The following is a 13720-nucleotide window of genomic DNA, read 5'->3' on the forward strand; positions in this document are numbered from 1 at the left end:
GGTTGCGCCGCGAGGCGCGGTGACGGCGGCGAGGACGGGAGACGGCGTGGCAGAGGCGTATCCGGCGGAGAGCCGACCCCGGCGACGGGGCCGGAAGGTGCTGATCGGCTTCATCGTCCTGCTGCTGGTGCTGGCCGGTCTGCTCGTCGTCGCCGACCGGGTCGCCGCCGGGGTGGCCGAGCGCGCCATCGCCGACCAGGTCCGGCAGGAGATCGCCAAGCAGGACGCGCAGTCCGCCGCGCCGCAGGTCGAGGTGGGTGGCTTCCCGTTCCTCACCCAGGTGCTCGACGGCCGGTACGAGCGCATCTCGATCCAGCTCACCGACGTGCGCGGCGACGTGCAGGGCGACGCGGTCGAGGTGCCGAAACTCGACGTGGACGCGCGCAACGTGACCGCCTCGCTGGACACGCTGCGCTCGGGCCGGGGCGACGTGGTGGCCGAGAGCGTGGACGGGCGGGGCACCGTCACCTACGAGAGCCTGGCCAAGCTGCTGGACCGCCCCGGGCTGACGCTGGGCGAGCGCAACGGCAAGCTCGCGGTCACCGCCCCGGTGGACGTCCTCGGCATCAAGCTCACCGTCAACGGCACCGCCGACGTCACGGTGGCCGGCAACAAGGTGGCGCTGCGCTTCAACGACCTCACCGCCGACGGCCTGCCGAACGTGCCGCTGGCCCGGGCCGCGCTGACCCGGTACGCGCAGGGCATCTCGATCGACGTGCCGCTGCCGGAGCTGCCGTTCCAGCTCAACCTGCGCAAGGTGGAGCCGAAGCCGGAGGGCCTGGTGGTCACGGCGGACGCGGCGAACGTGCCCATCAACTCCGCCGGCTGAAAGCCGGCCTGCCATCAACTCCGCCGGCTGAAAGCCGGCCTGCCGTCAACTCCGCCGGCTGAAAGCCCGTCCCTGTCCCGGATGCTGGTCGGCCTGGTGGCAGCTGTCGCCCCGGCTGGTAATCTCCCTGCCCATGGGGACCCACCTCACCAAACGGCGCGCGGTCGACCTGTGCCGCGTGGCCACCTGCCTGTGTCGCCCCGTCATCTGACGGCGGGGCTGTCTCCGGCCGCCTGAACGGCGGCCACCAGGGTCCACGAACCTTCCCCGGTTCCCCCTCCCCAACGCCCGGCAGCGGCGCCGTCGCACGTACCCGTGATCCGTTCCTAGCTCAGGGTCCGCGTGTGGTGCGACAACCATCGGCATCGATCTCCACGCGCAGACTCACCAAACCATCCTCACCAGGGAGTGATCTGATGAGTCGCGACACCGCACTCGTCTCGGCCGAGTGGGCCGAGAAGAACCTCGGCGCCCCGGGCGTCGTCTTCGTCGAGGTCGACGAGGACACCTCGGCCTACGAGACCGGGCACATCGCCGGCGCCGTCAAGCTGGACTGGCGCACCGACCTCCAGGACCAGGTCCGCCGGGACTTCGTCAACAAGAGCCAGTTCGAGGCGCTGCTGTCCGACCGGGGCATCGCCAACGACGACACCGTGATCCTGTACGGCGGCAACAACAACTGGTTCGCCGCGTACGCGTACTGGTACTTCAAGCTCTACGGCCACGGCGACGTGAAGCTGCTCGACGGCGGCCGCAAGAAGTGGGAGCTGGACGCCCGTCCGCTCGTCACCGACGTGGCGGAGCGGCCGAAGACGCAGTACGTCGCGCAGGAGCCGGACACCTCGATCCGCGCGTTCCGCGACGAGGTGGTCGCCGCCATCGGCACCAAGAACCTGGTCGACGTGCGCAGCCCCGACGAGTTCGCCGGCCGGCTGCTCGCCCCCGCCCACCTGCCGCAGGAGCAGGCGCAGCGGGCCGGCCACATCCCGACCGCGATCAGCGTCCCGTGGTCGAAGGCGGCCAACGAGGACGGCACGTTCAAGTCCGACGACGAGCTGCGCAAGATCTATGCCGACGCCGGGCTGGACGACAGCAAGGAGACGATCGCGTACTGCCGGATCGGCGAGCGCTCCTCGCACAGCTGGTTCGTGCTCCAGGAGCTGCTCGGGCACCGCAACGTGAAGAACTACGACGGTTCCTGGACCGAGTACGGCTCGCTCGTCGGGGTGCCGGTGGCGCTCGGCGACGAGCCGGGGGAGGCCTGATGACCGCCGCCTCCGCCGCCTCGACGGCTGCCGCCGGCTGCGCCGCGCCGGACCAGTCCGCCCCCCTCCCGGCGAGCCTGGACCTGGAGAAGGAGACCGTGATCACCGGCCGCGTGCTGGCCGAGTCCGGTGAGGTCGTGCCGGGCGCGTACGTGCGCCTGCTCGACTCGACCGGTGAGTTCACCGCCGAGGTGGTGACCTCGGCGGCCGGGCAGTTCCGGTTCTTCGCCGCGCCGGGCTCCTGGACGCTGCGCGCGCTGTCGCGCCACGGCAACGGCGACACCGCCGTGTCCGCGGCCCGCGGGATCAACGAGGTGACCGTCTCGGTCGCCGCCTGACCCACGCTGTAGATCGTGGCCCGCCGCCCACCCGGGTGGCGGGCCACGAGCCGGTCCGGCGACTGTGCGCCTCGGCAGTGGCTGGCAGGCTGGACGGCGGTGCGTCCCGGACGCGCCGGAGGGGGATCAGGTGCCCGACGACGCCGCTGCCCACGCCCGCCGCTATCTGATCGACTTCATCGACGGCAACCGGGGCGAGACGATCGTCCGCGAACTCCAGCGCGCCGACGGGTCCGGCCGCGCGCGCCCGTTCGACGTCTCGGTCGCCAGCCTCGACACCGACCTGTCGTTCCTCACCAAGCGGGCCACGCTCGTCACGGCCAAGCTGGTCCTGTCCCAGCCGGGCGGCGAGCACCGCTATCTGGTCAACCGGGAGATCTGCAAGAGGTGCGGCGAGGACCCGGACCACTGCGGGCCGCGCTGCCGGTACGAGGACATCCGGATCGACGAGCTCTTCGCCGAGTGCGACGACCTGGACCGCCTCGGCGCGTACCTGCGGGACTGCGCGCCGCTGCTGGAGCTGGGGCAGCTCGTCTACTTCCCGCAGACCTTCCGCCGCAGCCACCTGGAGTCGCGCGCGCCGGACGCCCAGTCCACCTCGTCGCCGTTCAACAGCGTCGGCCAGATCGAGCTGGGCGACAACCCGGACCGCACGCTCGACCTGATCGTCAAGGGGCACCGGGTCGTCGACGTGCCGAGCGGGGATCCGGTGAAGGCGCGGCTGGTCACCCCGCTGCTCCAGCTCGACCTGCCGATGCTGGAGGGAACCTCGCTGCGGGACTACTGCGCCATCCTGACCCAGGAGGGTGACGCGCTCGCCGCGACCCAGGCGTACCTGCGGGGCCGGATGCTGGAGGTCGACACCGATCCGGACCGGGCGCTCGTGCAGCTCGCGAAGCTCGACGCGGAGATCCAGGAGGGGGTACGGGCGGCCCGGGCCGAGGTCGCCCGGGTGTCCCGGCGCTCGGCCGTACAGGCCGCCGGCGCGGCGGTGGCGACTGTCGCGGCGACCCTGGTGGCGGTCGAGGGCACGCAACTGGCGCCGGTGCTCGGCATGCTGGGCGCGGGCGGCTTCTTCTCCGCCGTGCTCGCCGCCGACCAGTACGCCGACCGTCGCGGCGAGCTGCGGCAGCGCCCCTTCTACCTGCTGTGGCTGCTGTCCCGCCGGTCGGTGCCGGTCTGAGCGAGGGTGCCGAGGCGCGGCCGGGCAGCTCGCCGACGCGTGACACCATGGCGGGGTGACTGCCGTCGAGACGGGTTACGCCCCGCCCACCCCGCCCGGCCGGCCCGGCCCCGGCGGCCGACGCCGGCTGCGCTGGCTGACGGTCGCCACCGTCGCGTGGGCCGTGCTGCTCGCGGGTCTGACCTGGTGGTCGGTGCGCACTGATGCGCCGACGGTCAAGGAGCAGCGGTCGCTGGACCAGGCCGGCCCGGTGGTGGACCGGGCGATCGGTGCGCTGACCGCCGCGGTCGGCACCGCGGGCGTACCGGCGCTCCTGCCCGACCGGCTGGAGCGCGGCTGCCGGATCACGCCGATGGACGACGGCGCCACGCTGGAACGCGGCGTCGAGGTGGCGATCGGCGGCGACGTACGCGAGGTGCTGCGCGGCATCGCCGACCGGCTGCCGTCGGGCTGGCGGGCCGGCGTGTCGACGCTCGACGGCGAGCCGCTGCTGCGCGCCGACGCGGGCGAGTTCGTCACGGTCGAGGGCCGCTCCGGTGGCCCGGGCCGGGTGCTGCTCACCGCGGCCACCGGCTGCCGCCCGCTGGGTTCCGGCTACCGGGCCCCGTCCGCCGACGCCGCCGCCGAGTCGGCGGTGCTGGCGTCGGCGCTGGGCCGCTGGGGCGGCGCGACCGGGCCGGTCCAGGTGCTCGCCGCGCCCTGCCCGGGCGGCGGGACGGCCCGCACCGCCCGGTCCGAGGCGGCCGCGCCGGCCGATCAGCCGCTTGCCGCCGCGTTCGCCGGGGGCGCCGCGCCGGTGGTGGACTCGGCAGACGCGTACGCGCGCCCGGGCGACCCGGCGGTGCTGGCGCAGCGGGGCGGGGAGCGGGTCCGGGTCGCGGTGACCACGGCCTGCCCTGCCTGACGTCAGCCGCCGGGCAGGACGAGCGCCGGTGGCGACGGCTGTTCCTCGTGCGGCTCCCGGCTGCGGCCCAGCGCGTCCACCCGGCCCCAGCGGCCCGGGATGTCGAGCAGTTCCACCCGGCCCATCCCGGGCGGCACGGCCGGGTCGATGATCAGGTGATCGCCCTGCGGTTCCAGGCCCAGGATCACCCGTAGCAGCAGCAGCGGTGTGCCGGCGGACCACGCCTGCGGGCTGCACGCGGTGGGGTACTCCACCGGGTAGTCGGTGAGGGCGCGTTCGTAGCCGGCGAACACCTCGGGCAGCCGACCGTCGAAGTAGTGCGACGCGCTGAGCAGGGCGTCGCAGATCCGGCCGGCCTCCTGCCGGAAGCCGTACCGCCACAGCCCCCAGGCGATGATCGAGTTGTCGAACGGCCACACCGTGCCGACGTGGTAGCCGACCGGGTTGTACCGGCCCTGGTCGTCGGCGAGCGTCCGCACGCCCCACCCGGAGAACAGGCGCGGGCCGAGCAGGTGGGCGGCGACGGCGGGGGCGCGGTCCTCGTCGACGATGCCGCTCCACAGCAGGTGGCCGATGTTGGAGGTGAGCGCGTCCACCTGCCGGCCCCGCGGGTCGAGCGCCAGCGCGTAGTACTCCCGGTCCGGGATCCAGAAGTCGCGGTTGAACCGCTCCTTCAGCGCCGCGGCCTCGTGTTCCAGGCGGTCGGCGTACGTCGGGTCGTTCCAGTAGGTGCGGGCCAGCCGGGCGCCGCGCAGCTTCGCGTCGTACGCGTACCCCTGGAGTTCGCACGTGGCGCGGGGGAACTCGGGCATCCGCCCGTCGGCGTAGGAGATGGCGTCCGGCGAGTCCTTCCAGCACTGGTTCGGCAGGCCGGTCTCCGGGTTGCGGGACATGTACCAGACGTACCCGGTGCCGAGCAGGTCGCCGTACGTGTCCAGCCAGGTGAGCGCTGCCCGGGTCTCGTGTTCCAGCTTGCGGACCAGGTCGGCGTCACCGGTCCACCTCTCGTACTCGTCGAGCAGGATCACGAACAGCGGTGTGGTGTCGGCCGCGCCGTAGTACGGCGAGTGCGGCTGCTCCTCGAACCCGGCGCTCTCGCCGTAGCGCAGCTCGTGCAGGATCTTCCCGGGTTCCTCGTCCCGGAAGTCGTCGACCCGGCTGCCCTGGAGGCCGGCGAGCATGACGATAGTGGGCTTGACCAGCTCGGGCAGGAACGGCAGCACCTGGAGCGAGGTGAAGATGCTGTCCCGGCCGAACAGTGTCATGAACCAGGGCAGGCCGGCGGCGAGCAGCCGGACGCCGAGCGTGATCGACTCGTACCGGAGGGCGGCCAGGTCGTTGAGGCTGCGCCGGTACGCCCCGGCCAGCGGCTCGCAGTCGCAGCCCAGCTTCGGCGCGCGGCTGATCAGCTCGCTCTGCTCCGCCTCGATGTCGGCCGCCGTGCGCTGGCCGCCCAGCGGCAGGATGGCCCGGATGTCCTCGCCCCGGGCGCCGTAGATGACCGTGTCGACGTGCAGCCGGTTGGTCCACTCGCCGTGCGGGCCGACCCGGACCCGGAACGTCATCCCGCTCTCGTCGACCTCGGCCGGCGCGCTGCTGGTCACCAGCGTCTCGCGGTGGAACGCCTGCCGGCGGTAGGTCAGCCGCAGCGCGTTCGTCTCCACCGTGGGCAGCGTGTGTCCCTTCTTGTCGCGCTGGTTCTTGATCTCCAGGAGGTCGGCGAAGTCGGACCCGATCTCCAGCCGGAGCCGGAACTCCGTCTCCTGCTCGGAGTGGTTGAGCAGGGTCAGTTCCTCGTCCAGGCTGCCGCCGATCGCGCGGCTGCGGATGACCGAGACCTTCGCGTCCAGGTAGTGCGTCGGCTCGCCGGGGACCAGGAAGAACCGCGTCTTGTACGACAGCGAGTCGTCGATGGAGAGCGCGTGCAGGGGTTCCCCGTCGAGGGTGAGGATCCAGGTGGACAGGAACCGGGTGTCGAAGGAGAACAGACCGGTGGGGAAGTCGTACGACGGCTGGATGTTGCCGCGATCGTCGCTGACCAGGAACGTGTTGCCGTCGAGGATGCTGACCCGGTCCTTCACGCCAGCCGCCGGACGTGTTCGCGGGCGGCGTCCCGCGGATCCCGTACGTCGGGCCGGGCCGGCAGGAACCGGCGGAACGCCAGGAACAGCACGACGTGCCCGCTGAACGTGGCCTCGTTGCGCAGCACCGCGGCCATGCCGGCCTCCCGGCCGGTGACCAGTTTCTCGAACAGTTCGCTGGAGAGCGTGAGCACGCCGTCGGCCTGCCGCTGCTCCTCCTGGCTCACCTGGGCCGATCCGGGGGCCAGCGTCACGTACCAGTGTTCGGTGCGGTTGCCGTCGGCCAGGTCGATCTGGAGCGTGCCGCCGATCGGGCTGTTCAGCACCGACGCGGCGCGCGCCGGCAGCGACGCGAAGAACTGTCGGATGGCCTCACTCACGTTCACATCGTAGGCGCAATCCGGACATGTCGGGCCAGGATCGGCGCACCGGGCAGAGTGGACAGCCCGGCGGGTTGCTCAGTAGACCAACGCCTGCGCGCCCTCGGCCATCGCTTCCTCGACGAACACCGCCGCGCCCGCGATGCGTACGCCGGGGATGACGTCGCCCGGGCCGATGTCCCGCCGGGCCGCGCACTGGGTGCAGGCGGTCACCCGGCCCGTGGTCAGGACCACGTGCAGCAGTTCGCCGAGCGGCGCGGAGTGCGGCAGCTCGAACGTCTCCGCCCGCCCGGGGAGGGCGAACCAGGTGGACTCGCCGGTGAGCCAGAGCGAGACGTCCACCCCGGCCGCGGCTGCGGTCGAGGCGACTGTGAACGCCTGGGCGCAGCGTTCCGGGGAGTCCGCGCCGGCGGTGGCCTTGACGACGAGAGTGCGCGCCATGACGCCAGCATAGGATGGTCCGGATGGTTACCGAGATCGGGTTCGTCAGCCTGCTGGTCGCCGGCCTGGGCGCGCTCGCCGGTGGCCTGGTCTATGTCGCAGTGCGAATCGCTAGAGGTAAATGGTGAGCGCGAGGAGTGAGCCGGTTTTGCGAGCCCCGCAGTCGCGAACGAAGGTGGCCCTGGTGAGCGCGAGGAGTGAGCCGGTTTTGCGAGCCCCGCAGTCGCGAACGAAGGTGAATCTGTGAGTGAGAATCCGCTTCAGCCGCCGTGGTTGAACGCGCCGCCGGTCGACCCGTACCCGTACGAGGAGAGCCACGACCTGCGCGTCGGCCCGAAGCTGCACCCGAGCCTGGACGGCCTGCTGCCGTACGTCGGGGTGTGGCGTGGCCGGGGCCGGGGTGGGTTCCCGACGATCGAGGACTTCGACTACGCGCAGGAGATCCGGATCAGCCACGACGGCCGGCCGTTCCTGTTCTACGAGTCGCGGGCCTGGATCCTGGACGAGCAGAGCCACCCGGTCCGCCCCGCCGGCCGTGAGGTGGGCTGGTGGCGCCCGGTGCTCGACGGTGAGCGGGTGACCGACGAGCTGGAGGCGCTGATGACCACGCCGACCGGCGTGATGGAGCTGCACATCGGCAAGCGCAAGGGCACCCAGATCGAGTTCGCCACCGACGCGGTCGTGCGTACCGCGACGGCGAAGGAGGTCACCGCCGGCGCCCGGCTGTTCGGCATCGTCGAGGGCGCCCTGCTGTACGCCCAGGAGATGGCCGCCGTGGGCCAGCCCCTGAGCCCGCACCTCTCCGCCCGCCTCACCCGCGTAGCCGGCTGACCCCCCTTTTGCCTCGTCGATCATGAAGTTGGCGGCGACAAATCGGTCACCCGACGCCGCCAACTTCATGGTCAACGGGGTGGGGGTGGGGGTGGGGGAAGTTCAGGAGGGCCTGGATGTGGGGGGTCAGGGGGGAACCGGGACGAGGGGTTCCGTTCAGGGCCGTGATCTCGGCTACGCCGCGTAGGGAGCTGGTCAGCCAGATCGCCTCGGCCTCGTGCAGGTCGGTCACGGTGGGCAGGTGTTCGGCGGGGGTCAGGCCGAGCTCTGCTGCCCGTTCCAGCAGGTGGTTCGCGGTCACGCCGGGCAGGATGCCGGTCTGGGCCGCCGGGACCGTGGCGAGCGTCCCGCCGCTCAGCCACACCACGTTGGCGGTGGGCCCCTCCAGCACGTAGCCGTCGGTCGAGACCCAGAGCACGTCGTCCACGCCGGTCCGCTGCGCCCACCGCCGGGCGGCGGTGCTCAGCGCGTACGAGGTGGACTTCACACCGCTCGGCAGCCACCCCAGCTCGGGGCGGGACCGGGCGGCCACCCCGAGCGGCAGCGTGGCCACGGTCACCCCGTCCCGCCGGGCCAGGCGGGCGGCCGCGGGCACCTCGCCGAGTGTGGCGTACACCGTGGGCGGCCCACCGCCCTCCGGCCCTCGGGTGCAGACCAGCCGCAGCGCCCCCTCGGTCTGCGCGGGCCAGCCGGCGCAGACCGCGTCCAGCAGTTCGACGAGCGCGGCGTGCGGCGGCAACGGCAGGTCGATCGCCGCCGCACCGGCCCGCAACCGGGCCAGGTGGGCCTCGCGCAGCCAGGGGCGGCCGTCGCGCAGATGCATGGTCTCGAACAGGCCGTCGCCGTGCAGGACGCCCCTGTCGTCGCCGCGCAGCACCGGCTCACCGGCCGGTACGAGGCCCCGGCCGAGCACCGCCACCCGTGTCGTACCCATTGGCGCAGCGTAGTGGCGTACCCCCGGCGGCGGACCGGCCGGCGCGGCGGCCGAACTATGATCGAAGGGTGTCCGAATCCTCCCTCGCGGAAATGCTCCGCTCGCGCGGGCTGCGGCTGACGGCGCAGCGGCAGCTGGTGCTCCAGGCCGTCCTGGATCTGGGGCACGCCACCCCGGAGCAGGTGCACACCGCGGTCCGCGAGGTGGCGGCCGGAGTCAACATCACCACCATCTACCGCACGCTGGAGCTGCTGGAACGGCTCGGCCTGGTGACGCACACGCACCTGTCGCACGGTTCGCCGACCTACCACGCGGCCGGTGAGCACCAGCACGTCCACCTGGTGTGCCGGGAGTGCGGGGCGATCGACGAGATCGCCCCGGAGATGCTTCGCCCGCTCGCCGACCAACTGGACGAGCAGCGCGGGTTCAAGGTCGACATCGGGCATGTCGCGCTCTTCGGGGTCTGCGGCCGCTGCGCACAGAACGGGGAACCCACATGATCGACATCGCGGGCGCGGTGACCACCGACGCCATCGACGAGCAGACCCGGGACCAGCCGGAGCCGGCCCACCGGGCGGCCGGCGTCGGCCCGGTGGCCGCCCACTACGGCGACCCGATGCGCGAGCAGCGGCTCCTGGCCACCGGCGTGGGCCTGGTCGACCGGTCGCACCGGGGCGTGGTCGCGGTGCCCGGCGAGGAGCGGATCGGCTGGCTGCACACGCTCACCAGCCAGCACCTGGCCGCGCTGGCGCCGTGGCAGGGCACCGAGCTGCTGGTGCTCTCCCCGCACGGGCACGTCGAGCAGCACGCGATGGTCGCCGACGACGGCGAGACCACCTGGCTGGACACCGAGCCGGGGATGACCGAGGGCCTGCTGTCATACCTGGAGAAGATGCGGTTCTTCAGCAAGGTCGACCCGCGCGACGCCACCGCCGACCACGCGCTGCTGTCGCTGGTCGGGCCGGAGGCGGCCGGCGCGCTGGACACGCTCGGCGTCACCGGGCTGGCCGCTCCCGACGTGGTCGCGGTGCCGGGTCCGAAGTTCCGTTCCGGCGAGATGCCCGCGCGGCCCTCGGTGGTGTACGACGTCAAGCCGCTGCCGGTCGGCGGCTGGGCCCGGCGGGTGGCGCTCGGCGTCGACCTGCTCGTGCCCCGGGCGGCCATGGCCGAGGTGGTGGCGGAGCTGCGCGGCGCCGGTGTGCCGGTGGCCGGGCTGTGGGCGTACGAGGCGATCCGGGTGGCCGCCAAGCGGGTCCGGGCCGGCGTGGACACCGACCACCGGACGATCCCGGCCGAGGTGGACCTGATCGCCCCGGCTGTGCACCTGGACAAGGGCTGCTACCGGGGGCAGGAGACGGTGGCCCGGGTGCACAACCTGGGCAAGCCGCCCCGCCGGCTCGTCCTGCTGCACCTCGACGGCGTGGCGAGCGACCAGCCGCCCGTCGCCGGTACGCCGGTGACGCTCGACGGCCGGACCGTCGGCTTCGTCGGCACCGCCGTGCAGCACTACGAGCTGGGTCAGGTGGCGCTCGCCGTCCTGAAGCGCAACACGCCCGACGACGCCCGCCTGCTCGTCGGCGACAGCGCCGCCGCGATCGACGCCTAAGGAAGGGAACCTCCCGGACGCCCTCGGTGGCGGAAGGATCCCTTCCTGATACCGCTCGCACCGGAAATCCTCCGGTCGACCCGGTGCCGGGCACCGGTCTAGGATCCGGGGCATGACGACAGGGACGTTGATCACGGTTGCCCCCACCGGCGCGGAGTCGGCGAAGGCGGAGGTGCCGGCGCTGCCGGTGACGCTCGACGAGCTGCTGCTGACCGCCAAGGAGTGCGAGGCGCTCGGCGCCGCCGTGATCCACGTCCACATCCGCGACGACGACGCGCGGCCCACGCTCGACCAGGGGCGGCTGCGCGACACGGTGGCCGCGCTGCGGGAGAACACCGACCTGATCGTGCAGCTCTCCTCCGGCGGCGCGGTGACCGACCCGGAGTCCGCCCGGCTGGCGGTGCTCGACGCCGCGCCGGACATGGCCTCCTGCACCATGGGCACCGTCAACTTCGGCGACGACGTGTTCCTCAACCGGTGGGAGTTCATCGTCGACCTGCACACCCGGATGCAGGAGCGGGGCGTCGTCCCCGAGTACGAGATCTTCGACCTGGGTCACCTCACCGCGTTGCAGCGGCTGCTCGGCAAGTACGGCCTGCCGCACGGCGGGCACGTGCACGTCGACTTCGTGATGGGCGTGCCGGGCGGCATGCCGGGCACCACGGCCACGCTCGTGGCGGCCCAGCAGATGGTGCGCGACCTGCCCGAGGGCACAACGTTCTCGGCCACCGGCATCGGGCGCAGCACCATCCCGGTGATGCTGGCCTCGCTGTCGGCCGGCGGTCACCTGCGCGTCGGGATGGAGGACACGGTCACGTACGCCAAGGGGCGCCCGGTGGAGTCCAACATGCAGCTCGTCGCGCGGGCGGTCGGCTTCGCCCAGCTCGCCCAGCGTCCTCCGCTGACCACCGCCGAGGCCCGTACGCTGCTCGGCGTACCGGCCGCCGCCCGGTAAGCGGCACACCCGGCCACGACCCCGTACCGCCCCGGTCGACGTCGCAGGTCACCCCGCCGCCGACCGGGTCCGTCCCCTCGGTACGGTCCATACCGTGGGAAAAACGTACGAGGGCGGCGTGCCGCTCGCCGAGGTGGTCCGGTCCGGTTTCGTGGAGGGCGTCCACCGGGGGTCCGTGGTGGTGCTCGACGCCGCCGGTGAGCCGGTCGACGGAGCCGGTGACGTCACCTCGCCGATCTTCCCCCGCTCGTCGAACAAGCCGATGCAGGCGATCGGGATGTTCCGGGCCGGGCTGCCGCTCACCGACCCGGCCGACGTGGCGCTGGTCGCGGCCAGCCACGCGGGCGAGGAGTTCCACGTCGAGCGGGTCACCGCGCTGCTGCGCGACGCCGGCCTGACCGAGGACGCGTTGCACTGCCCGCCGGACCTGCCGTTCGGCGAGGCCGCCCGGGAGGCGGTGCTGCGGGCCGGCGGCGGACCGGCCCGGGTGCTGATGAACTGCTCCGGCAAGCACGCCGGCATGGTGCGCACCTGTCTGGCCGCGGGCTGGCCGCTGGACGGCTACTGGCACCCGGAGCACCCGCTCCAGCAGTGCCTGACCGCCACGATCGAGGAGTTCACCGGCGAGCGGGCGGCGGCCGTCGGGGTGGACGGCTGCGGCGCGCCGGTGCTCGCCGTCTCGCTGACCGGGCTGGCCCGGGCGTTCCTGCGGATGGTCAGCGCCGAGCCGGGCACCGTCGAGCGGACGGTGGCGGACGCGATGCGGGCGTACCCGGAACTGGTCGGCGGCACCCAGGCGGAGGACACGCGGCTGATGCGCGGCGTACCCGGTCTGCTCGCCAAGATCGGCGCGGAGGGCGTGATCGCGGCGGCGATCCCGGAGGTCGGCGCCGTGGCCCTGAAGATCGACGACGGCGCCGCCAGAGCCCGCACACCCGTCCTGACCTCAGCCCTGGCGCGCCTGAACGTGCGCGCCCCCATCCTCACCGAGTACGCCGAGCCACCCCTGCTGGGCGGCGGCCTCCCGGTAGGCGCCATCCACCCCACCTGGTAACCCCCGCCACACCCCCCCCGGCGATCTTGCACTTACCGCCCCGGCAAAGCGCGTATTCCAGGCGTGCCGAGGGCCGCAACTGCAAGATCGCCGAGCAGGGGGCGCGGGGAGGGCGGGTCAGGGGAGGAAGGACAGGAGGGCGGTGTTGGTCTCGGTGGGGCGCTCCAGGGGGAGCAGGTGGGCCGCATCGGGGACGTCGGGGAGGCGTACGCCGTTCGGGGCCTCGTCGGCGATGCGGTCGGCCAGGCGGCGGATGTCGGCCAGGTCGTCGGCGCCGGTGCCGACGAGCACCGGTACGCGCAGCTCGCCCAGCCGGTCGATCGCCGGCGGGTCCAGCTCACCCACCTCGATCGCGCTCAGCGCCTGCTCGGCGGCGAGCGCCCGGCGGTCCATCTCCTCGGCGAACCGGATCAGCTCCGGGTCGACGTCCTCCGGGCGGCGGGTCGGGCCGACCACCCAGAACCGCACCTCGCCGGCGGCGGTGGCGGCGAAGTCCTCCGGGTCCACGTCACCGACCAGCTCGTCCCAGAGCTGCTCGGTCTCCTCGGACCACTCGTTGCCGGAGACGGGCGCGCCGAACAGCGCCAGCGCCGAGACCCGCTCCGGGTGGGCGAGCGCGGTGTCCACGGCGACCCGGCCGCCGAACGAGCAGCCGACGAGCGCGGCCCGCTCGATGCCCAGCGCGTCGAGCAGCCCGATCACGTCGTCGTGGTGGGCGAACGGCGCGGGCGGCAGCTCCGAGTCGCCGTAGCCGCGCAGGTCCAGCGCGATCACCCGGTGTCGCTGCGCGAGTGCCGGGATCTGCCCGCGCCACATCCGCCGGTCGGCGATGCCGGCGTGCAGCAACACCACGGCGGTTCCGGTGCCGCTCTCGTCGTACGCGAGCTGGGCGCCGTTGATATCGATCTTGGTCACGGGG

The 13720-nt window shown here is 73.1% G+C and carries 17 protein-coding genes; 12 read left to right on the forward strand and 5 right to left on the reverse strand.

The window, feature by feature from the left end:
• Positions 1–46 precede the first annotated feature (46 nt).
• The 6 genes from ACN27C_RS10895 (at position 47) to ACN27C_RS10920 (ending at position 4519) form a co-directional block, all read left to right on the forward strand.
• Positions 47–829, forward strand: coding sequence for a DUF2993 domain-containing protein (locus ACN27C_RS10895; protein WP_120572915.1), 783 nt, complete (start codon positions 47–49; stop codon positions 827–829).
• Positions 830–962: 133 nt separating this feature from the next.
• Entirely contained in the window at positions 963–1040 is a 78-nt protein-coding gene (locus ACN27C_RS10900) for an Ms5788A family Cys-rich leader peptide (RefSeq protein WP_310503780.1), read from the forward strand.
• Between the two features lie 205 nt (positions 1041–1245).
• A complete protein-coding gene (locus tag ACN27C_RS10905) occupies positions 1246–2094 on the forward strand; it encodes a sulfurtransferase (RefSeq protein ID WP_120572916.1) in 849 nt (282 codons plus the stop codon).
• A complete protein-coding gene (locus ACN27C_RS10910; RefSeq protein WP_013288819.1) occupies positions 2094–2432 on the forward strand; it encodes a DUF1416 domain-containing protein in 339 nt (112 codons plus the stop codon). Before ACN27C_RS10905 ends, ACN27C_RS10910 begins: the two co-directional genes overlap by 1 nt.
• Before the next feature lie 130 nt (positions 2433–2562).
• On the forward strand, positions 2563–3615 hold the full coding sequence (locus tag ACN27C_RS10915; protein ID WP_422751080.1) for a hypothetical protein: 1053 nt from the start codon (positions 2563–2565) through the stop codon (positions 3613–3615).
• A 55-nt stretch (positions 3616–3670) separates the two neighbouring features.
• Positions 3671–4519, forward strand: coding sequence for a hypothetical protein (locus ACN27C_RS10920; RefSeq protein ID WP_422751081.1), 849 nt, complete (start codon positions 3671–3673; stop codon positions 4517–4519).
• A 2-nt stretch (positions 4520–4521) separates the two neighbouring features.
• Here ACN27C_RS10920 and ACN27C_RS10925 read toward each other — a convergent pair whose 3' ends face one another.
• From ACN27C_RS10925 to ACN27C_RS10935, 3 genes are all read right to left on the reverse strand, one after another.
• On the reverse strand, positions 4522–6600 hold the full coding sequence (locus tag ACN27C_RS10925; RefSeq protein WP_422751082.1) for a glycogen debranching N-terminal domain-containing protein: 2079 nt from the start codon (positions 6598–6600) through the stop codon (positions 4522–4524).
• A complete protein-coding gene (locus ACN27C_RS10930; RefSeq protein ID WP_357793080.1) occupies positions 6597–6986 on the reverse strand; it encodes an SCP2 sterol-binding domain-containing protein in 390 nt (129 codons plus the stop codon). The genes ACN27C_RS10925 and ACN27C_RS10930 overlap by 4 nt, the downstream gene beginning before the upstream one ends.
• A gap of 72 nt (positions 6987–7058) precedes the next feature.
• Complete coding sequence (locus tag ACN27C_RS10935; protein WP_135242222.1) at positions 7059–7421, reverse strand: DsrE family protein; 363 nt, start codon at positions 7419–7421, stop codon at positions 7059–7061.
• 23 nt (positions 7422–7444) lie between these two features.
• Between ACN27C_RS10935 and mtfM the strand changes: the two genes are divergently transcribed.
• Both mtfM and ACN27C_RS10945 read left to right on the forward strand, forming a co-directional pair.
• A complete protein-coding gene (gene mtfM / locus ACN27C_RS10940; RefSeq protein WP_013288813.1) occupies positions 7445–7549 on the forward strand; it encodes a small membrane protein MtfM in 105 nt (34 codons plus the stop codon).
• 115 nt (positions 7550–7664) lie between these two features.
• Positions 7665–8252 (forward strand): FABP family protein, encoded by a 588-nt coding sequence (locus ACN27C_RS10945; RefSeq protein ID WP_422751083.1) that lies wholly within the window; start codon positions 7665–7667, stop codon positions 8250–8252.
• A 46-nt stretch (positions 8253–8298) separates the two neighbouring features.
• Here ACN27C_RS10945 and ACN27C_RS10950 read toward each other — a convergent pair whose 3' ends face one another.
• Positions 8299–9186 carry an aminotransferase class IV gene (locus tag ACN27C_RS10950; protein WP_422751084.1) on the reverse strand — a complete coding sequence of 296 codons (888 nt, stop codon included), beginning with the start codon at positions 9184–9186 and terminating at the stop codon, positions 8299–8301.
• A gap of 92 nt (positions 9187–9278) precedes the next feature.
• On the opposite strand from ACN27C_RS10950, the gene ACN27C_RS10955 reads away from it, so the two are divergent.
• The 4 genes from ACN27C_RS10955 (at position 9279) to ACN27C_RS10970 (ending at position 12801) form a co-directional block, all read left to right on the forward strand.
• A complete protein-coding gene (locus ACN27C_RS10955) occupies positions 9279–9686 on the forward strand; it encodes a Fur family transcriptional regulator (protein WP_120572924.1) in 408 nt (135 codons plus the stop codon).
• Positions 9683–10792, forward strand: coding sequence for a YgfZ/GcvT domain-containing protein (locus ACN27C_RS10960; protein ID WP_120572925.1), 1110 nt, complete (start codon positions 9683–9685; stop codon positions 10790–10792). The genes ACN27C_RS10955 and ACN27C_RS10960 overlap by 4 nt, the downstream gene beginning before the upstream one ends.
• 112 nt (positions 10793–10904) lie before the next feature.
• Positions 10905–11747: a 3-keto-5-aminohexanoate cleavage protein gene (locus ACN27C_RS10965; RefSeq protein ID WP_422751085.1), complete on the forward strand. Its 843-nt coding sequence runs from the start codon at positions 10905–10907 to the stop codon at positions 11745–11747.
• Between the two features lie 94 nt (positions 11748–11841).
• Entirely contained in the window at positions 11842–12801 is a 960-nt protein-coding gene (locus tag ACN27C_RS10970; protein WP_422751086.1) for an asparaginase, read from the forward strand.
• A 117-nt stretch (positions 12802–12918) separates the two neighbouring features.
• Here the strand turns inward: ACN27C_RS10970 and ACN27C_RS10975 are convergent, their stop codons facing one another.
• Complete coding sequence (locus tag ACN27C_RS10975; protein WP_252448357.1) at positions 12919–13716, reverse strand: alpha/beta fold hydrolase; 798 nt, start codon at positions 13714–13716, stop codon at positions 12919–12921.
• Between the last annotated feature and the right edge of the window lie 4 nt (positions 13717–13720).

Source organism: Micromonospora sp. WMMD1219, from assembly GCF_049315215.1.
GTDB lineage: Bacteria > Actinomycetota > Actinomycetes > Mycobacteriales > Micromonosporaceae > Micromonospora > Micromonospora tulbaghiae.

What these genes read in the sequence shown, in the direction of transcription:
- mtfM (WP_013288813.1), top strand. Translation starts at nt 7,445, where the DNA reads ATGGTTACCGAGATCGGGTTCGTCAGCCTGCTGGTCGCCGGCCTGGGC.
- ACN27C_RS10960 (WP_120572925.1), top strand. Translation starts at nt 9,683, where the DNA reads ATGATCGACATCGCGGGCGCGGTGACCACCGACGCCATCGACGAGCAG.
- ACN27C_RS10950 (WP_422751084.1), bottom strand. Translation starts at nt 9,186, where the DNA reads ATGGGTACGACACGGGTGGCGGTGCTCGGCCGGGGCCTCGTACCGGCC.
- ACN27C_RS10900 (WP_310503780.1), top strand. Translation starts at nt 963, where the DNA reads ATGGGGACCCACCTCACCAAACGGCGCGCGGTCGACCTGTGCCGCGTG.
- ACN27C_RS10935 (WP_135242222.1), bottom strand. Translation starts at nt 7,421, where the DNA reads ATGGCGCGCACTCTCGTCGTCAAGGCCACCGCCGGCGCGGACTCCCCG.
- ACN27C_RS10965 (WP_422751085.1), top strand. Translation starts at nt 10,905, where the DNA reads ATGACGACAGGGACGTTGATCACGGTTGCCCCCACCGGCGCGGAGTCG.
- ACN27C_RS10955 (WP_120572924.1), top strand. Translation starts at nt 9,279, where the DNA reads ATGCTCCGCTCGCGCGGGCTGCGGCTGACGGCGCAGCGGCAGCTGGTG.
- ACN27C_RS10905 (WP_120572916.1), top strand. Translation starts at nt 1,246, where the DNA reads ATGAGTCGCGACACCGCACTCGTCTCGGCCGAGTGGGCCGAGAAGAAC.
- ACN27C_RS10910 (WP_013288819.1), top strand. Translation starts at nt 2,094, where the DNA reads ATGACCGCCGCCTCCGCCGCCTCGACGGCTGCCGCCGGCTGCGCCGCG.